Origin of the sequence: Rathayibacter sp. VKM Ac-2760, assembly GCF_009834185.1 — a bacterium.
Lineage (GTDB): Bacteria > Actinomycetota > Actinomycetes > Actinomycetales > Microbacteriaceae > Rathayibacter.
The window spans coordinates 2671136-2686990 of record NZ_CP047173.1 but is presented as its reverse complement, the minus strand read 5'-3'; the positions used below and the strand labels follow the sequence as shown (position 1 = coordinate 2686990).

Sequence of the window (15855 nt, the reverse complement as noted above, 5' to 3'; positions counted from 1 at the left end):
TCAGTCGGCGAGCAGCTCCCGCTCGAAGGCCGCGGTGAGCCCCCGGTCCACGGCGAGCGGTGCGCTGTCGACCGAGCGGATCGGCACCGCCCGGCGCGTGCTCGACACCAGCCACGCGGCCTCCGCGCCCGTCAGGGCCGCGACCGGCAGATCGCGGCGTGCGGAGGCGAGCCCGCGCTCCTCGCCGAGCGTCAGGATCCGCGCCACCGTCGTGCCGTCGAGGATCCCGGCTCCCGCGGCGGGCGTGACGAGCACCCCGTCGGCGAGCAGCACGAGGCTGGAGGTGGCGCCCTCGAGCAGCAGCCCGTCGCTCGTGCGCCAGACCACGTCGTCGGCGCCGCGGCTCCTCGCCTCGCGCAGCGCCGCCCGGGTCACGGCACCCGAGGTCGTCTTCACCCCGCCGAGCAGCCACGGCGCCCGCTCCAGCGCACCGAGCGCGTAGCCGCGGTCGAGCACGGCGACGGCGACGCCGCGGGCGCGCAGCTCCGAGGAGTCGGCCGTCGGCTCCGCCCGGACGCTCGCCCTGGCCCGCGTCGAGTCGCGGAAGCCGGCGACCATCCTGATGCTGAGGTCGTCCACGGCGTCGTGCTCGGCGACCGCGAGCGCGATCGCCGCCGACCACGCCGCGGCGTCCGGGATGCGGAGCCCGATCGCGGCGGCCGAGGCGGCGAGCCGCGCGAGGTGCTCCTCCTCCCCGCGCACCCTGCCGTGCAGCACGGCCAGCGTCTCGAAGACGCCGTCACCGCGCAGGTAGCCGGGCTCGTCGACCCGGACGAGGCCGGACTCCGGATCGCGGAGGCGGGGTGTGCCGGAGTCGTCGATCTCGACGAGGACGGGGGAGGTCATGCCCCCATCCTGGACCGCCGGACGCCTCAGCGAGCGCCGAGACCCCGCGCGACGTCCTCCGCCGTGAGCAGCTCGCGCGGCGACTCGGCGCGCGCGCCGGCGGCCGCGAGGACGTCGACCGCGGCGAGGGCGTCGAGGTCGAGACCGGTCGGCTCGGCGAGCGAGGTCACGGCGACCTGGTAGGTCCGGTAGGCGCCGAGCGGAGCGACGCCCTCCCGGCCGCCGCCGTCGAGGAAGCGCTCGACGAGCTCGGTCTGGTCGAGCAGGTAGGCGCTCGCGGCGAGAGCGCCGTCGGCGGGGCTCCACGCCGCGATCTTCCAGAACCGCAGCGGGATGCCGACACCGCGATAGACCGGGTCGTCGTCGGCGAGCACCGGCCCGGTGAAGACGTCGAGGCGGCTGCGGTTCGCCTGCGCGTACTCGAGCACGAGGTCCTCGAGGCCGAGCCAGAGCTCCTTCGACTGGTTGAAGCCGCTGGCCTGCGGCGCCGCGTTCGTGTAGCAGAAGCTGTCGACGTTGCCGGCCCTGGCCTCGGCCGGCTCGCCCCAGACGGGGTCGCGCCGGCGGACGAGATGGCCGCGGTCGAGATCGTTCCGCGCGTACACCTCGGGGCCGGTCTGCTCGGACTCGGGGATCCGCTCGTCGAGGTGCCAGTCGTCGCCGCGTCCGAGGTCGAGCAGCCGGGCGCCGTCGATGTTCACCGCGGTCGAGAGCGCGAGGCGGCGCACCGGGTCGAGCAGCACCTCGAAGTGCGTGTACGGCAGCTCGCGCAGCACCCGCGCGGTCGAGGGTCGCGGCGCCGCGAGCGGGACGCCGAGGAAGCCGGGGTCGAAGCCGCTCACTGGTCGACCTCCCCGGTCGGCGTCGCGGTGGGGGTCGAGAGCGGTGCGGGCGTCTCGGTCGCGGTCGGCACCGCCGTCGGCGCGGGGGTCGCCGTCGGGGTCGCCGGCGCGGTCTCGGTCGGAGCGGGCGCCTGCGTCTCTGGGGCGGGCACCAGAGCGCCGTTGCTCACGAGCAGCGTGATGCTCGAGTAGCGGGCGATCGTCGTGCCGGCTCCCGGGTCGGTCCCGGCGACGGTCCCGGCGGGCTGCGCGGAGTCGACGGTCGCGCCCTCCTCGACGTCGAAGCCGAGGTCCTCGAGCGCATCGGTGGCGTTGCCGACCGACTGGCCGGCGACGTTCGGCACGGCGATCTGACGGCCGTTCAGCAGCGCGCTGCTCGGGTCGGCGAAGTCGTCCCCGCCGTACTTCTCGTCGGCGCGGGTCATCACCGCGTTCCAGATGTAGTGGCGGAGGTTGGAGGCGTAGGCGCGGGCGTTCGTGTCGGTGCTGCGGACCGCCACCCGGCGCATCGAGGCGTCGCCGGTGATGTTGCCGACCCAGACCACGGTCGCGACGCGGCTGGAGGCCCCGTCCATCCAGGTGTGCACCGCGTCGTCGGTCGTGCCGGTCTTGCCGATGTGCTCGATCCCGTCGTCGGGGTCGGAGGCGGCGGCGGTGCCGCTCGTGACGACGTCCTGCAGGGCGTCGTTCGCCACGGCTGTGAGCTCGGGCGAGAGCGCCTGGGTGCAGCTGGAGACGGGCGCCTGCACGGCGGCCCCCGTCGAATCCGTGATGGAGTCGATCGCGATGGCGGTGCAGGCGGTGCCGTTGTTGGCGAAGCCGGCGAACGCCGTCGCCATCGAGATCGGCGCGATCTGGTCGGCCGAGCCGAGGATCGCGGAGGGGATCGGCTGCAGCGCGGCACCGGAGGCGGTCCGCACTCCGAACGCGGCGGCCTGGTCGCGGATCGCGCAGAGGTCGAGCTGCTGCGCCATCGCGACGAAGACCGTGTTGATCGAGCGCATCGTGCCCTGGAGCACGCTGTAGGTGCCGTTCTCGTCCTCGTCGTTGCCGACGGGGAACGATCCCGTCCACTCGCCACTCGGCTCGCAGGACGCGGGGAACTCGCTGAAGGTCCGCTCGCGGCCGTTCACCGTCTCGTAGATGGTGTGGCCGTTGGCGATCCACTGCGCGAGCGTGAACACCTTGTAGGTCGAGCCGACCTGGAAGCCCGCGGAGCCGCCGTACGCCGTGTCGGTGTTGAAGTTGATCGCGGAATAGTTCTCGCCGTTGACCGAGCCCGCCGCGTCGTAGTCCTTGTTCTGCACCATCGCGAGGACGCGGCCGGTGCCGACCTCCATCGAGAGGGTGGCGCTGCCGATGTTCACGTCGTCGACGGGCGTCTTGGGCACCCACTCGTTCGTCGTCGCCGTGGCGACGTCCTGCAGGTCGCGGTCGAGCGAGGTGTAGATCTTGTAGCCGCCGCGCTGGAAGTTGGCGAACCGGGTGTTCTCGTCGTCGCCGAACGCGGGGTCGTTCTGGATGACCCGGGTCACGTAGTCGCAGAAGAAGGCCGCGTTGCCGGCCTGCTGGCAGCCGGTGGGCGTCTGGGTGATCGCGGGGACGACCTCCTCGGCGGCCGCCGCGTCGTGGTCGGCCTGCGAGATCTTCCCCTCCTGCAGCATCTGATCGAGCACGTAGTCGCGCCGGACCTTGTTCTCGGGGATGTTCTCCGGCTGGTCGATCCGCAGTCCGTTGGGGTTGTTCACCGTCGCGATCAGGCTGGCCGCCTGGGCGAGCGAGAGGTTCGCGGCAGTCGTCGAGAAGTAGTACTCGGCCGCGGCCTGGATGCCGTACACCTGCCCGCCGAAGCCGGCGATATTGAGGTAGCCCAGCAGGATGTCGTCCTTGCTGTACTTCTTCTCGAGGTCGACGGCGAGCTTCATCTCCTTGAGCTTGCGGGCCGGAGTGGTGGCCGTCGCCTCGTCGTACGCCGCCTGGGAGGCGGCGGGGTCGGTGTCGCTCAGCGACTCCGCCTTCTGCACGAGGACGTTCTTCACGTACTGCTGCGTGATGGAGGACCCGCCCTGCAGGTCGCCGCCGACCACGTTGCTGAGGACCGCGCGGATCGTGCCCTGCAGATCCACGCCGCCGTGCTCGTAGAAGCGCGGGTCCTCGGTCGAGACGGCCGCGTCCTTCACGAACTGGCTGACCTGGTCGAAGGTCACCTCCTCGCGGTTCTGCGCGTAGAAGGAGGCGAGCAGTCCGTCGCTCCCGTCGGCGTTCTTCGCGTAGATCTCGGTCTTCTGCGCCAGCTGGCCCAGCTCGAGGTACTCGGGCACGGTCTCGAAGAGGCCGATCGGGTTGTTGGCGGCGAGGCCGGTGACGGCGAGGGCGGGGGTGACGCCGACGGTGATCAGCAGCCCCCCGGCCAGGCTCGCCCCGACGACCCCGAGGACGCGGGCGAGCACGCCGGTGCGGACGGTTCCTTGCGCAGACATGGCTACGAGAGTAGGCGACGAGTCTGGATCGGGGGTGCCGCGCTCCGCCGCGTCGGCTCGGAGTACGGTGAGCGGATGAGCCGGCACCAGCGATGAGCACCCCTGCGGACCCCGCCACCACCCGCCCCCGCGGTGTGCTGGTCGTGGCGGTCCTCGCCTCCTTCGTGGCGTTCCTCGACGGCACCGTCGTCAACGTCGCCCTCCCCGCGATCACCCGCGAGCTCGGCGGCGGCCTCGCCGTGCAGCAGTGGGTGGTCGACGGCTATCTGATCACCCTCGGCGCCCTGATCCTCGTCGCCGGCTCGCTCGCCGACCGGATCGGCCGAGCCCGGAGCATGACGATCGGCCTGATCGGCTTCGGCGTCACCTCCCTGCTCTGCGCGCTCGCGCCGACGGCCGAGGTGCTGATCGTGGCGCGGATGCTGCAGGGCGCGGCCGGAGCGATCCTCGTGCCCAGCTCGCTCGCCCTCATCATCGCCACCGTGCGCGGCCCGGCGCAGGCGAAGACCATCGGCGCCTGGACCGCCTGGACGGGCACGGCCACCATCGCGGGCCCGGTGATCGGCGGACTGCTCGTGGACGCGGGATCGTGGCGCTACGTCTTCGCGCTCAACCTGCTGCCGATCGCGCTGACACTGCTGCTGCTGCGCCGGCTCGGCCACGTCGACTCCGGCACGCGGGTGCCGATCGACGGCGTCGGCGCGGTGCTCGGCGTGATCGGACTCGGCGGACCGGTCTTCGCGCTGATCGAGCAGGAGCGGCTCGGCTTCACGAACCCGCTCGTGCTGGTCGCCCTGATCGGCGGTCTCGCCGCCCTCGTCGGCTTCGTGCTCTGGGAGCGGCGGACGCCGGACCCGATGCTGCCGCTCTCGCTCTTCGCCGCGCGCAACTTCACCGTCGGCAACGTCTCGACCGCGTTCGTCTACGGAGCGCTCTCCTTCGGCTTCTTCGGCCTCGGTCTCTACCTCCAGCAGGGCCTCGGCTTCTCCGCGACGCTCGCCGGCCTCGCGACGCTGCCGCCGACGATCCTGCTGCTGCTGCTCTCGCAGGTGGCGGGATCGCTGTCGGCGCGGTTCGGTCCGCGGTTGTTCATGGGCGTCGGGCCGCTGGTCGCCGGCGTCGGATTCCTCCTGCTGGCCGGGGTGCGCCCGCCGGCCGACTACGCCACGCAGCTGCTGCCCGGCATCCTGCTCTTCGGCCTCGGCCTCGCGATCACCGTCGCCCCGCTGACCTCGACGATCCTCGGCGCGGTCGACAGCCGGCACAGCGGAGTCGGCTCCGCGGTCAACAACGCGGTGTCGCGGATCGCGGGCCTGATCGCCATCGCCGCCACGTCGCTCATCGTCGGCGACAGCCTCGACGCCGAGGGCTTCACGCGCGCGGCGATCGCGACCGCCGTGCTCCTCTTCGCCGGCGGCCTGGTCTCGCTGCTCGGCATTCGCAACCCGGCCCGCGACGCCGAGCCCGCGCAGGCCGGCTGACCGGACCGGGCACCGCCCCCGTTCGCGGGGCGCGGGTGACGCCGAGTCGACCATCTCCCGTCGGTCCGGTGAGCGCGGTGAAAAAAGGTTGTCGCTACATGGAATACTCGATCCGTCGATGCGATTGCATACATCGGACGGGGACGAGCTTCCCGCGAAGATTCACACTCTCGAGGAGAAACCATGAGCGACACCACCACCATCCCCGGATACCGCGCCGGCACCTGGGTCATCGACCCCACGCACAGCGAGGTCGGCTTCAGCGTCCGCCACCTGATGATCAGCAAGGTCAAGGGCAAGTTCGAGCGCTTCACCGCCACCTTCACCACCGGCGAGAACCCGCTGGACTCCAAGGTCGAGGCCACCGCCGAGGTCGCCTCCATCAACACCAACGAGCCCAACCGCGACGGCCACCTCCGCACCGGCGACTTCTTCGAGGCCGAGCAGTACCCCTCGATCCACTTCGTCTCGACCGCGGTCCGCGCGAACGGCGACGACTTCCTCGTCGACGGCGAGCTCACCATCAAGGACGTCACCAAGCCCGTGACCTTCGAGGTCGAGTTCGGCGGCTTCGGCTCCGACCCCTACGGCAACTACAAGGCCGGTCTGACCGCCAAGGCGACGATCGACCGCACCGACTTCGGTCTCACCTACAACGCCGCCCTCGAGACCGGTGGCGTGCTCATCGGCGAGAAGGTCACCATCACGCTCGACCTCCAGGCCGCGCACCAGGCGTAGTCCGTCCCGCCACGACCGAGGCCGCCCCTCCCCACCCGGGGAGCGGGCGGCCTCGGTCGTTCCACCGTCCCGCGCGTCCGGGAGCCCGGCGGCCACTCGCCTCGCCTCCGGCACGCGGATCGGCGTCCGGCTCGTCGTGCCGCCGCGATCCAGCGAGTCGAGGCCGTTTCCGCGAGCCGGAGGACAGCCCGCCGCATCTCCGGCACGTGAATCCGACTCCGGCTCGTCGTTCCGCCGTGATCTCGCGAGCCGAGGGCGATTCTGCGAGCCGAAGGATCGCCCGCCGCACCTTCGGCACGTGAACTGAACTCCGGCTCGTCGTTCCGTCGTGATCTCGCGAGCCGAGGCCGCTTCTGCGAGCCGGAGGACCGCCCGCCGCACCTTCGGCACGTGGACTGAACTCCGGCTCGTCGTTTCGCGGGAATTCCGCGAGCCGAGGGCGATTCTGCGAGCCGGAGGACCGCTCGCCGCGTCTCCGGCACGTGGATTCGACTCCGGCTCGTCGTTTCGCGGGGATCTCGCGAGCCGAGGACGTTTCTACGAGCCGGAGGACCGCTCGCCGCGTCTCCGGCACGTGGACTGAACTCCGGCTCGTCGTTTCGCGGGGATCTCGCGAACCGAGGCCGCTTCTGCGAGCCGGAGGACCGCGCGCCGCGTCTCCGGCACGTGGACTGAACTCCGGCTCGTCGTTCCGCCGTGATCCCGCGAGCCGAGGACGCTTCCGTGAGCCGGAGAACCGTGCGCCGCATCTTCGGCACATGAATCCAACTCCGGCTCGTCGTTTCGCGGGGATCTCGCGAGCCGAGGACGTTTCTGCGAGCCGGAGGACCGCTCGCCGCGTCTCCGGCACGTGGACTGAACTCCGGCTCGTCGTTCCGCCGTGATCCCGCGAGCCGAGGACGCTTCCGTGAGCCGGAGGACCGTGCGCCGCGTCTTCGGCACGTGAATTCGACTCCGGCTCGTCGTTTCGCCGGGATTCCGCGAGCCGAGGACGTTTCTGCGAGCCGGAGGACCGCGCGCCGAGTTTTCAGCACGTGGACTGAAGTCCGGCTCGTCGTTCCGCCCGGATCTCGCGAGCCGAGGGCGGTTCTGCGAGCCGGAGGACCGCGCGTCGCGTCTTCAGCGTGAATTCCACTCCGGCTCGTCGTTTCGCCGGGATCTCGCGAGCCGAGGCTGATTCTGCGAGCCCGAGGACCGCCCGCCGCATCTCCGGCACGTGAATTCGACTCCGGCTCGTCGTTTTGCGGGGATCTCGCGAGCCGAGGACGTTTCTGCGAGCCGGAGGACCGCCCGCCGCGTCTTCGGCACGTGAAGTGAAGTCCGGCTCGTCGTTCCGCCCGGATCTCGCGAGCCGAGGGCGGTTCTGCGAGCCGGAGGACCGCCCGCCGCATCTCCGGCACGTGAATTCGACTCCGGCTCGTCGTTTCGCGGGGATCTCGCGAGCCGAGGCCGATTCTGCGAGCCGGAGGATCGCCGCCGCACCTTCGGCACGCGGATCCGGGTCCGGCTCGTCGTTCCGCTGGGTCTCCGCGAGCCGAGGGTGCTCCCGCGTGCCGGAGGGCCGTCCGCCGCGTCTTCGGCACGCGGATCCGCGTCGGGCTCGTCGTCTCGTGGGGATTCCGAGAGCCGAGGCCGGTTCCGCGAGCCGGCGGTCGACCCTCGGTGCGCTCGGCTCGTGGAGTCGCCTCCGGCTCGTGACATCGCGCCGATCGAGCGAGCCGAGGGCGGTTGTGCGTGCCGAACGTCGCGCGACAGCGCAGCGCCGCCCCTCAGCGGTCTAGAGGATGCCGAGCTCGGTCAGCTGCTCGGAGATCCCGGCGCCGTCGGGCGCGTAGACCCAGGGCGTGCCGCTCGTCTCGGAAAGGTCGGCCGCCTTCGAGCGGCCGCCCGCGAGCACCGCCTCGCCGTTGGAGAGCTGGCGGATCGCGATCGCCGCGACCTTCTCCGGGTGCTCGTGCGCGAAGTCGGAGTAGATCTCCTCGTCGTGCTGCCCGTCGTCGCCGACCAGCAGCCAGCGCACGTCGGGGAACTCGACCGCGAGGCGGCGCAGGTTCTCCTCCTTGTGCTGCTTGCCGCTGCGGAACCAGCGGTCGTGCGTGGGCCCCCAGTCGGTGAGGAGCAGCGCGCCGGCGGGGTAGAGGTGCCGCGAGAGGAAGCGCGTCAGGGCCGGCGCCACGTTCCAGGCCCCGGTCGAGAGGTAGATGACGGGCGAGCCCGGGTTCTGCCGGGAGAAGCGGTCGAGGAAGACGGCCATCCCGGGCGTGGGCATCCGTGCGTGCTCGTCGAGCACGAAGGTGTTCCAGGCGGCGACGAAGGGCCGGGGGAGTGCGGTGACCATCACCGTGTCGTCGACGTCGGAGACGACGCCGATCCGCGCCTCGGGCCGGACGATGAAGACGGGGGCCTCGACCGGCGCGCCGCCCTCGACGCTGAGGGTGATCACGTGCCAGCCGGGCTCGAGCGTGATCGGGATGTCCGCATCGATCACGCCACCGCGATCGGCGACCATGCGGTGGCTCTGCCCGTCGACGGCGACCGACACGACGGCGCCGCTGATGTAGAGGCTGGTGAAGCTCCGCCAGCCGCGCACGCTCTCCACCGGCTGGACCTCCGGCGCCCCGGGCGGGGTCGGCCGGGTGTAGAGCACGCGGGCCAGCACCCGCAGCTGCTCGGTGGTGCCGTAGCCGGTGTAGGGGATGACGCGCGGCACGTAGCCCTTGCGCATCACCCGGCGCATCCGCAGCGAGTGGATGCGGTCCTCGATGCGCGCGGCTCGGTGCAGGACCTCGGCCGCCCCGGCGCTCATCGGTTTACTCTCAGGCGTCAGCGGCATCCGCCCAGTGTGGCAGACACCTCCGCGACGGCGCGGGGAGCCGCCGCCGATCAGCCGTCGACGGGCTCGATCAGCTCCGGGCCGTCGGTCCCCACGGTGCCCACCGCGGCACCCACCCGGTGCACCTCGAGCTCCTCGGCGAGCTCGGCCGCGCCGTCGGCCGCCGCGCGGAGCAGACCGCCGTCGCCCTCGGCGCTCGGGTCCAGCCAGTCCTCGATCAGCTCGGGCTGCAGCAGCACCGGCATCCGCTCGTGCACGTCGGCCACGGCGCCGGCGGAGGGGCGGGTCAGCACGGTCGCCGACAGCAGCCACGGCGAGCCGGGCGCGCTCGAGCGCCACCACTCGTAGAGGCCGGCGAAGAGCACGAGCGCCCCGCCGCCCGGCGAGACGAAGACCGGAGCCTTCACCCCGTCGGCGCCGACGCGCCACTCGTACCAGCCCGAGGCGGGGACGATGGCGCGTCGCGCGGCGAACGACTCGCGGAACGACGGCTTCTCGGCGACCGACTCGACGCGGGCGTTGAAGAGCGGCGGACCCGCGGACGGGTCGGCGGCGCTGCGCGGCACCAGGCCCCAGCGGGCACCGGCGAGGCGGCGACGCGGCGGCTCGCCCTCCGCGACGCCCTTCATCGACTCCGCGACGACGGCGATCCGCTGCGTGGGCGCGATGTTCCAGGACGGAGCGGGGAGGTCGGGCCCCGGCTCGTCGATGTCGAAGAGCGCGACGAGATCGGCGCTGGTCTGCGAGAGGACGAAGCGTCCGCACATGGGTCCTCCTGGGGTGGCCCCCGCGCCCACCCGACGTGGGGCGCAGAAAGCGAGAGACATTCGGTGAATCGACGCGAACGGCGCGTCCGCGTGCGTACGATTGTAGAAACCGACCCCGAAGGAGTTCCGCCGTGCCACTAGGAAATCTCGTCGACAGGCCCTTCGGAGAGTCGCCTCAGGTGCGCAACGAGCCCGTCCAGGTCCGCAGTGCGGCCCGCCTCGCCTCCCTCCTCGACGCGGCCGCGGCCGTGGTCGACGAGGTCGGCTTCGACCGGCTGACCACCGCGATGGTCGCCGAGCGCGCCGGTGCGGCGATCGGCACGGTCTACCGCTACTTCCCCGACCGCATCGCGGTCCTGCAGGCCCTCCGCGAGCGCGCGCTCGAGCGCTTCCGCAAGAAGGTCATCACGGAGATCCGCGACACGCATCCCGCGAACTGGTGGGGCGCCGTCGACTGCGCGGTCGACGCGTTCTGCGACATGCACCGCACCGAGGCGGGCTTCCGGTCGATCCGCTTCGTCGACACCATCCACGCGCCCGAGGTCGCGGGGGAGGCGTTCGAGGCGGGCTTCTTCGCCCGCCGGTTCGCCGAGATCCTCGCCTCCGAGTACGGCCTGCCCGGCGGCGCGCAGCTGTCGTTCCGCCTCGAGGTCACGGTCGAGGTCGCCGACGCGATGCTCACCCGAGCCTTCCTGATCGACCCCAACGGCGACCAGCGCTTCATCGACGAGGCCCGCGCACTGCTGCGCAACTACCTCTCGATGCACTACGGGCCCGTCGAGGGCTGATCACCCTCCCTGAGACCGGGTCTGCCCGAAACCGGGTCTGCCCGAGACCCGATCACCGCCGGGCCCGCCCGTCGCCCGGGCCCGCCGCCCACCGCTTGCGGCCTAGCTCTTTCCACGCTCCATCGCAACACTGCGCCATCCGGGTTGGCAGCCGCCGCCGAATGATGTTTTGCTGAACGCCAGGTTCTGACCGGGACCACGGGACAGGGAAGAGCAGGACCGTGATCGAATTCCGCGGAGTGAGCAAGCAGTACCCGGACGGCACGCGGGCGGTGGACGACTTCTCGCTGGTGCTGCCGTCTCGGCAGACCACCGTCTTCGTCGGCTCGTCCGGCTGCGGCAAGACCACGATCCTGCGGATGATCAACCGCATGATCGAGCCGACCGGCGGCACGATCGAGATCGACGGCGAGGACATCTCCACGCTCCCCGCGGTCTCGCTGCGTCGCCGCATCGGCTACGTGATGCAGAACTCCGGCCTGCTGCCGCACCGCCGGGTCATCGACAACATCGCGACGGTCCCGCGCCTGAACGGCGTGGCGAAGAAGCCGGCGCACGACCGCGCCCTCGAGCTGATGGACACCGTCGGCCTCGACCGCTCGCTCGCCGCCCGCTACCCGAGCCAGCTCTCCGGTGGCCAGCAGCAGCGCGTCGGCGTCGCCCGCGGCCTCGCCGTCGACCCGAACATCCTGCTGATGGACGAGCCGTTCGGCGCCGTCGACCCGCTCGTGCGCGCCGATCTCCAGCGCGAGACGCTGCGGCTGCAGCGCGAACTCGACAAGACCGTCGTCTTCGTCACCCACGACATCGACGAGGCGTTCCTGCTCGGCGACCAGGTCGTCATCCTGGAGAAGGGCGGCCGGATCGCGCAGAAGGGCTCGCCCGCCGAGATCCTGGCGAACCCGGCGAGCGAGTTCGTCGCCGGCTTCGTCGGCGCCGACCGCGGCAAGCGCTCGCTCTCGATCGAGGAGCGCGACGGCGCCCGGATCGTCGTCGACGGCGACGGGCGGCCCACCGGCGTCCTGCGCGAGCAGGACGGCGTCGGCGCGTGAACTGGGTCGTCAACAACACCGATCAGATCCTGGCGAACCTGCTGGCGCACCTCGCGCTCTCGGTGCCGCCGATCCTGCTCAGCTTCGTCATCTCGCTGCCCTTCGGCTGGATCGCCAACCGCTACCGCTGGAGCCGCGGCACCCTGCTCACCGGGCTCGGCGTGCTCTACGCGATCCCGTCGCTGGCGATGTTCATCCTGCTGCCGGCGGTGCTCGGCATCCCGCTGCGCTCCACCGCGAACGTCATCATCGGCCTCACGCTCTACGGCATCGCACTGATGGTGCGCACGACCTCGGACGCGCTCTCCGCGGTGTCGGAGGACGTCACGCAGTCGGCGACGGCGATGGGCTACTCCGCCTGGGCGCGGTTCTGGCGGGTCGAGTTCCCGCTGGCCGGCCCGGTGCTGCTCTCGGGGCTCCGCGTGGTCGCCGTGAGCACCGTCAGCCTCGTCACGGTCGGCGCGGTGCTCGGCATCCAGAGTCTCGGACTGCTCTTCACCGACGGCTTCCAGCGCGGCATCACCGGTGAGATCATCACCGGCATCGTGCTCACGATCGCCCTGGCCCTCGTGCTCGACGGGCTGCTCGTGCTGCTCGGCCGCCTGCTGATGCCGTGGACGGCCGTCGACCGGGCGAGCAGCCGCCGGAGAGCCCGGCGCTCGGCGAAGGCGGTGACCGCATGAACCTCATCGCGCAGGCCTTCGCCTGGATCGGCGACCCGTCGCACTGGACCGGGATCTACGGCATCCCCACCCGCGTCTCGCAGCACCTCGGCATCAGCCTCCTCGTCCTCGTGATCGCCGCGGTGATCGCCATCCCGCTCGGCTACCTGATCGGGCACACCGGCAAGGGCAAGGGCATCACCGTGCCCGTCGCCGGCGGGCTGCGCGCTCTGCCCACGCTCGGTGTGCTCGTCCTCGCGGCGATGAGCCTGGGCCTCGGCCTCGGCGCCCCGCTGATCGCGCTGGTGATCCTCGCGATCCCCTCGATCCTGGCCGGCGCGTACTCCGGCCTCGAGGCGGTCGACCGGCGCACGGTCGACGCCGCGCGCTCCGTCGGGATGACCGAGTGGCAGATCCTGACCAAGGTGGAGATCCCGCTCGGCCTGCCGCTGCTGATCGGCGGACTGCGCGTCGCGGCCCTGCAGATCATCGCGACGGCGACGCTGGCGGACTACATCGGCTCGGGCGGCCTCGGCCACTACATCTTCCAGGGCGTCAAGGCGGGCGACTACCCGCAGATGCTCGCCGGCTCGATCATCGTGATCGTGCTGACGCTGCTCAGCGAGGTGCTGTTCGCGATCCTGCAGCGCGTCGCGGTGCCCCGCGGCGTCGTGCTCGGTCTCAGCCGCGCCTCGACCGGCAGCACAGGTTTCCGCGCGTCGTCGCTCCGACGCCGTGCGGTGGTGGGAATCCCCATCGACGAAGGGAAATAGCATGTTCACAGCAACCAAGAAGGGCCGTGTCGCGCTCAGCGCACTCGCGGTCGGTGCCGTCGTGGCACTGGCAGGGTGCTCCTCCAGCGATCCGCTCGACGAGGGATCGGGAGCGACGGCCGGAGGCGACACCATCGTCGTCGGCTCGCAGGACTACTACTCGAACGAGATCATCGCGGAGATCTACGCGCAGGCCCTCGAGAACGACGGCCTGACCGTGGAGCGCGACTTCCGCATCGGCCAGCGCGAGATCTACCTGCCCGAGATCGAGAGCGGCTCGATCGACGTCTTCCCCGAGTACGGCGGCAGCCTGCTCCAGGCGCTCGAGCCGGACACCACCGCGACGACGGCGGACGACGTCTACTCGGCGCTCACCGACGCCCTGCCCGACGGTCTGCGCGCGCTCGACGCCGCGGACGCGAGCGACCAGAACTCCTACACGGTCACCCAGGCCTTCGCCGACCAGTGGAACCTGACCGACATCGCGTCGCTGAAGAACGTCACCGACACGATCGTGCTCGGCGGCAACTCCGAGCTGCAGACCCGCCCCTACGGGCCCGACGCGCTCCAGTCGAAGTACGGCGTCGCCACCACATTCCAGGCGATCGAGGACAGCGGCGGATCCACGACGGTCAACGCGCTGGCCAGCAACCAGATCCAGCTGGCCAACATCTACACCGCCGACCCGAACATCGAGTCGAACGACCTGCTCCCCCTCGCGGACCCGGACGGCCTGTTCGTCGCGGACAACGTGGTGCCGATCGTCTCCGAGAAGGTCTCCGACGACGCCGCCGAGGTGCTGAACGAGGTCAGCGCGAAGCTGACCGCCGACGACCTCGTCGCGCTCAACTCCGAGAGCGTCAACGAGCAGAAGTCGGCCGCGGCCATCGCGACCGAGTGGCTCACCTCGGCCGGCCTCCTCAGCTGACCGAACCGCCCACGCCCGGAGGCGCGTCACTCATCGAGGTGACGCGCCTCTGCGCGTGAGAGGAGCTTCTTCACGCCGAGGACGACCAGCACGAAGACGACGATCGCGCCGACGAAGAGATAGCCGGCGTAGTGCAGCTGGTCGGACAGCTCGCGGTAGCCGCCCGCGGCAGCCGCGCCGACGCCGACGTAGGCGAACGACCAGACGATGCACGCCGGAGTCGTCCACGCCATGAAGGTGCGGTAGCTCATCGCGCTCATCCCGACCGTGAGGGGGATGAGCGAGTGCAGCACCGGCAGGAAGCGGGAGAGGAACACGGCGATGCCGCCGCGGCGGGCGAGGTAGCGCTCGGCCCGCAGCCAGTTCTTCTCGCCGAGCCGGCGGCCGAGGCGCGAGCCGCGGATCCGCGGGCCGAACCACCGGCCGAGGAGGAAGCCGACCGACTCGCCGCAGAGCGCGCCGACGATGACGGTGAGCGCGAGGGCGACGAACTGCAGGGGGGAGGTGACCCCGGTCGCACTGACGATCACGATCGTGTCGCCGGGCACGATCAGCCCGGCGAGGATCGTCGTCTCGAAGAACACGGCGACACCGGCCAGCAGCGTCCGCCAGAGCGGCGGCACGCTCACCACGAAGGCGAGGATGCCGGTCAGGGCGTCGTTCACGGGCGCGGGCCGTCGCTGTCGCTCACGGCTCAGCGGACCCGCTTGAGCAGCGACCAGAACGTCTCGACGATCGAGCCCATGTCCACCGAGTCGTCGAGCAGCCACTGCACCTGGAGGCCGTCGGACAGGGCCGTGATCATCTTCGCCGCGATGTCCGGATCGATGTCGGCGGCGATGAGACCCTCGCTCTGGTCGTCGCGGACGCGGGCGGCGAAGACCTCGTTGACGGTCTGGTAGCGCTCGACGAAGAACGGGTGCGCGGGGTGCGACTCGTCGGTCGCGTCGGCGGAGAGCGTCGCGTAGAGGTGGACGAGCCCGGGCACCTCGCTGTTGTGGCGGATGAGGCGGACGACCTCCTCGATCGCGTCGTCGCCCTTCTTCTCCAGGTCGTAGACGGCGCGGTCGGTGTCGTCGCGCTTGCGGAGGACCTCGGCGAAGAGCTCCTCCTTCGAGTCGAAGTAGTGCAGCAGTCCGGCCTGCGTGAGGCCGACCTCCTCCGAGATCTCGCGCAGCGAGGCCTTGCGGTACCCCTGGCGCGAGAACACCTCGAGGGCGGTCTGCAGGATCTCCTCGCGCTTGGCGACACCCTTGGCGTAGCTCCCCTTGCTCGGCATCCCTCGATCGTAGGGGGCGCGGCCGGGCGGGAGCCGCGAACGACGGGATGCGTCGCCGCACGCATTCCCACCCAGGACCGGCGCGTCCGAGAGCCTGAGAAAGTGCTGGTAATCCTGCGCCGGGATCGGCCGTCGGCGGGAGCGTCGCCGTTCGCTCGCCGTCGAGAGGTCCGCCGCCGGGGTCCCGACGGGGGAGGGCCCTGCTCCCGAGGTCCTCGGCGGAGGGATCGCTCGACGTCGAGACGCTCTGTCTCGACGTCGAGAGAGCGCCGGCGAGAGGGCCCGAGGGGAGGCTCGCGGATCACCCCGGGAAGGGGGCCGTCCGACGGGCGCTGAGACCCGCACATCCGCTCCAGTACTGGGATCGGGGGGCCTCGGCGCCCCGC

The 15855-nt window shown here is 71.4% G+C and carries 14 protein-coding genes; 7 read left to right on the top strand and 7 right to left on the bottom strand.

Annotated features, from left to right (window positions below; genetic code table 11):
• Genes GSU72_RS12190 through GSU72_RS12180 form a run of 3 tightly spaced genes read right to left on the bottom strand, consistent with a single transcriptional unit; the run spans window position 1 to window position 4168 of the window.
• Window positions 1-846, bottom strand: coding sequence for an aminotransferase class IV (locus tag GSU72_RS12190; protein ID WP_159985272.1), 846 nt, complete (start codon window positions 844-846; stop codon window positions 1-3).
• A 26-nt stretch (window positions 847-872) separates the two neighbouring features.
• The gene (locus tag GSU72_RS12185) at window positions 873-1688 is read right to left on the bottom strand and encodes a DNA/RNA non-specific endonuclease (RefSeq protein WP_159985271.1); all 816 of its coding nucleotides are present in this window, start codon (window positions 1686-1688) and stop codon (window positions 873-875) included.
• On the bottom strand, window positions 1685-4168 hold the full coding sequence (locus GSU72_RS12180) for a transglycosylase domain-containing protein (RefSeq protein ID WP_159985270.1): 2484 nt from the start codon (window positions 4166-4168) through the stop codon (window positions 1685-1687). The genes GSU72_RS12185 and GSU72_RS12180 overlap by 4 nt, the downstream gene beginning before the upstream one ends.
• 92 nt (window positions 4169-4260) lie before the next feature.
• Here GSU72_RS12180 and GSU72_RS12175 point away from each other — a divergent pair, with 92 nt between their 5' ends.
• Together GSU72_RS12175 and GSU72_RS12170 are read left to right on the top strand one after the other, a co-directional pair.
• On the top strand, window positions 4261-5649 hold the full coding sequence (locus GSU72_RS12175; protein WP_159985269.1) for an MFS transporter: 1389 nt from the start codon (window positions 4261-4263) through the stop codon (window positions 5647-5649).
• A 183-nt stretch (window positions 5650-5832) separates the two neighbouring features.
• The gene (locus GSU72_RS12170; RefSeq protein ID WP_159985267.1) at window positions 5833-6387 is read left to right on the top strand and encodes a YceI family protein; all 555 of its coding nucleotides are present in this window, start codon (window positions 5833-5835) and stop codon (window positions 6385-6387) included.
• A gap of 1777 nt (window positions 6388-8164) precedes the next feature.
• On the opposite strand, the gene GSU72_RS12165 is transcribed toward GSU72_RS12170, so the two are convergent.
• On the bottom strand, window positions 8165-9193 hold the full coding sequence (locus GSU72_RS12165) for a phosphatase domain-containing protein (protein ID WP_244255787.1): 1029 nt from the start codon (window positions 9191-9193) through the stop codon (window positions 8165-8167).
• A 77-nt stretch (window positions 9194-9270) separates the two neighbouring features.
• A complete protein-coding gene (locus tag GSU72_RS12160) occupies window positions 9271-9987 on the bottom strand; it encodes an SOS response-associated peptidase (RefSeq protein WP_159985263.1) in 717 nt (238 codons plus the stop codon).
• 179 nt (window positions 9988-10166) lie between these two features.
• On the opposite strand from GSU72_RS12160, the gene GSU72_RS12155 reads away from it, so the two are divergent.
• The 5 genes from GSU72_RS12155 to GSU72_RS12135 all read left to right on the top strand — a co-directional run bounded on the left by GSU72_RS12155 (window position 10167) and on the right by GSU72_RS12135 (window position 14190).
• Window positions 10167-10775, top strand: coding sequence for a TetR family transcriptional regulator (locus tag GSU72_RS12155; protein WP_244255786.1), 609 nt, complete (start codon window positions 10167-10169; stop codon window positions 10773-10775).
• Between the two features lie 221 nt (window positions 10776-10996).
• Complete coding sequence (locus tag GSU72_RS12150) at window positions 10997-11827, top strand: ATP-binding cassette domain-containing protein (RefSeq protein WP_159985260.1); 831 nt, start codon at window positions 10997-10999, stop codon at window positions 11825-11827.
• Entirely contained in the window at window positions 11824-12510 is a 687-nt protein-coding gene (locus GSU72_RS12145; RefSeq protein ID WP_159985258.1) for an ABC transporter permease subunit, read from the top strand. The genes GSU72_RS12150 and GSU72_RS12145 overlap by 4 nt, the downstream gene beginning before the upstream one ends.
• Window positions 12507-13262, top strand: coding sequence for an ABC transporter permease (locus GSU72_RS12140; protein WP_159985257.1), 756 nt, complete (start codon window positions 12507-12509; stop codon window positions 13260-13262). The genes GSU72_RS12145 and GSU72_RS12140 overlap by 4 nt, the downstream gene beginning before the upstream one ends.
• A 1-nt stretch (window position 13263) precedes the next feature.
• Complete coding sequence (locus GSU72_RS12135; RefSeq protein ID WP_159985256.1) at window positions 13264-14190, top strand: ABC transporter substrate-binding protein; 927 nt, start codon at window positions 13264-13266, stop codon at window positions 14188-14190.
• 26 nt (window positions 14191-14216) lie between these two features.
• Here the strand turns inward: GSU72_RS12135 and GSU72_RS12130 are convergent, their stop codons facing one another.
• Together GSU72_RS12130 and GSU72_RS12125 are read right to left on the bottom strand one after the other, a co-directional pair.
• Window positions 14217-14855 (bottom strand): DedA family protein, encoded by a 639-nt coding sequence (locus tag GSU72_RS12130; RefSeq protein WP_159985254.1) that lies wholly within the window; start codon window positions 14853-14855, stop codon window positions 14217-14219.
• Between the two features lie 29 nt (window positions 14856-14884).
• Window positions 14885-15469 (bottom strand): TetR/AcrR family transcriptional regulator, encoded by a 585-nt coding sequence (locus GSU72_RS12125; RefSeq protein WP_159985253.1) that lies wholly within the window; start codon window positions 15467-15469, stop codon window positions 14885-14887.
• Window positions 15470-15855: the final 386 nt, after the last annotated feature.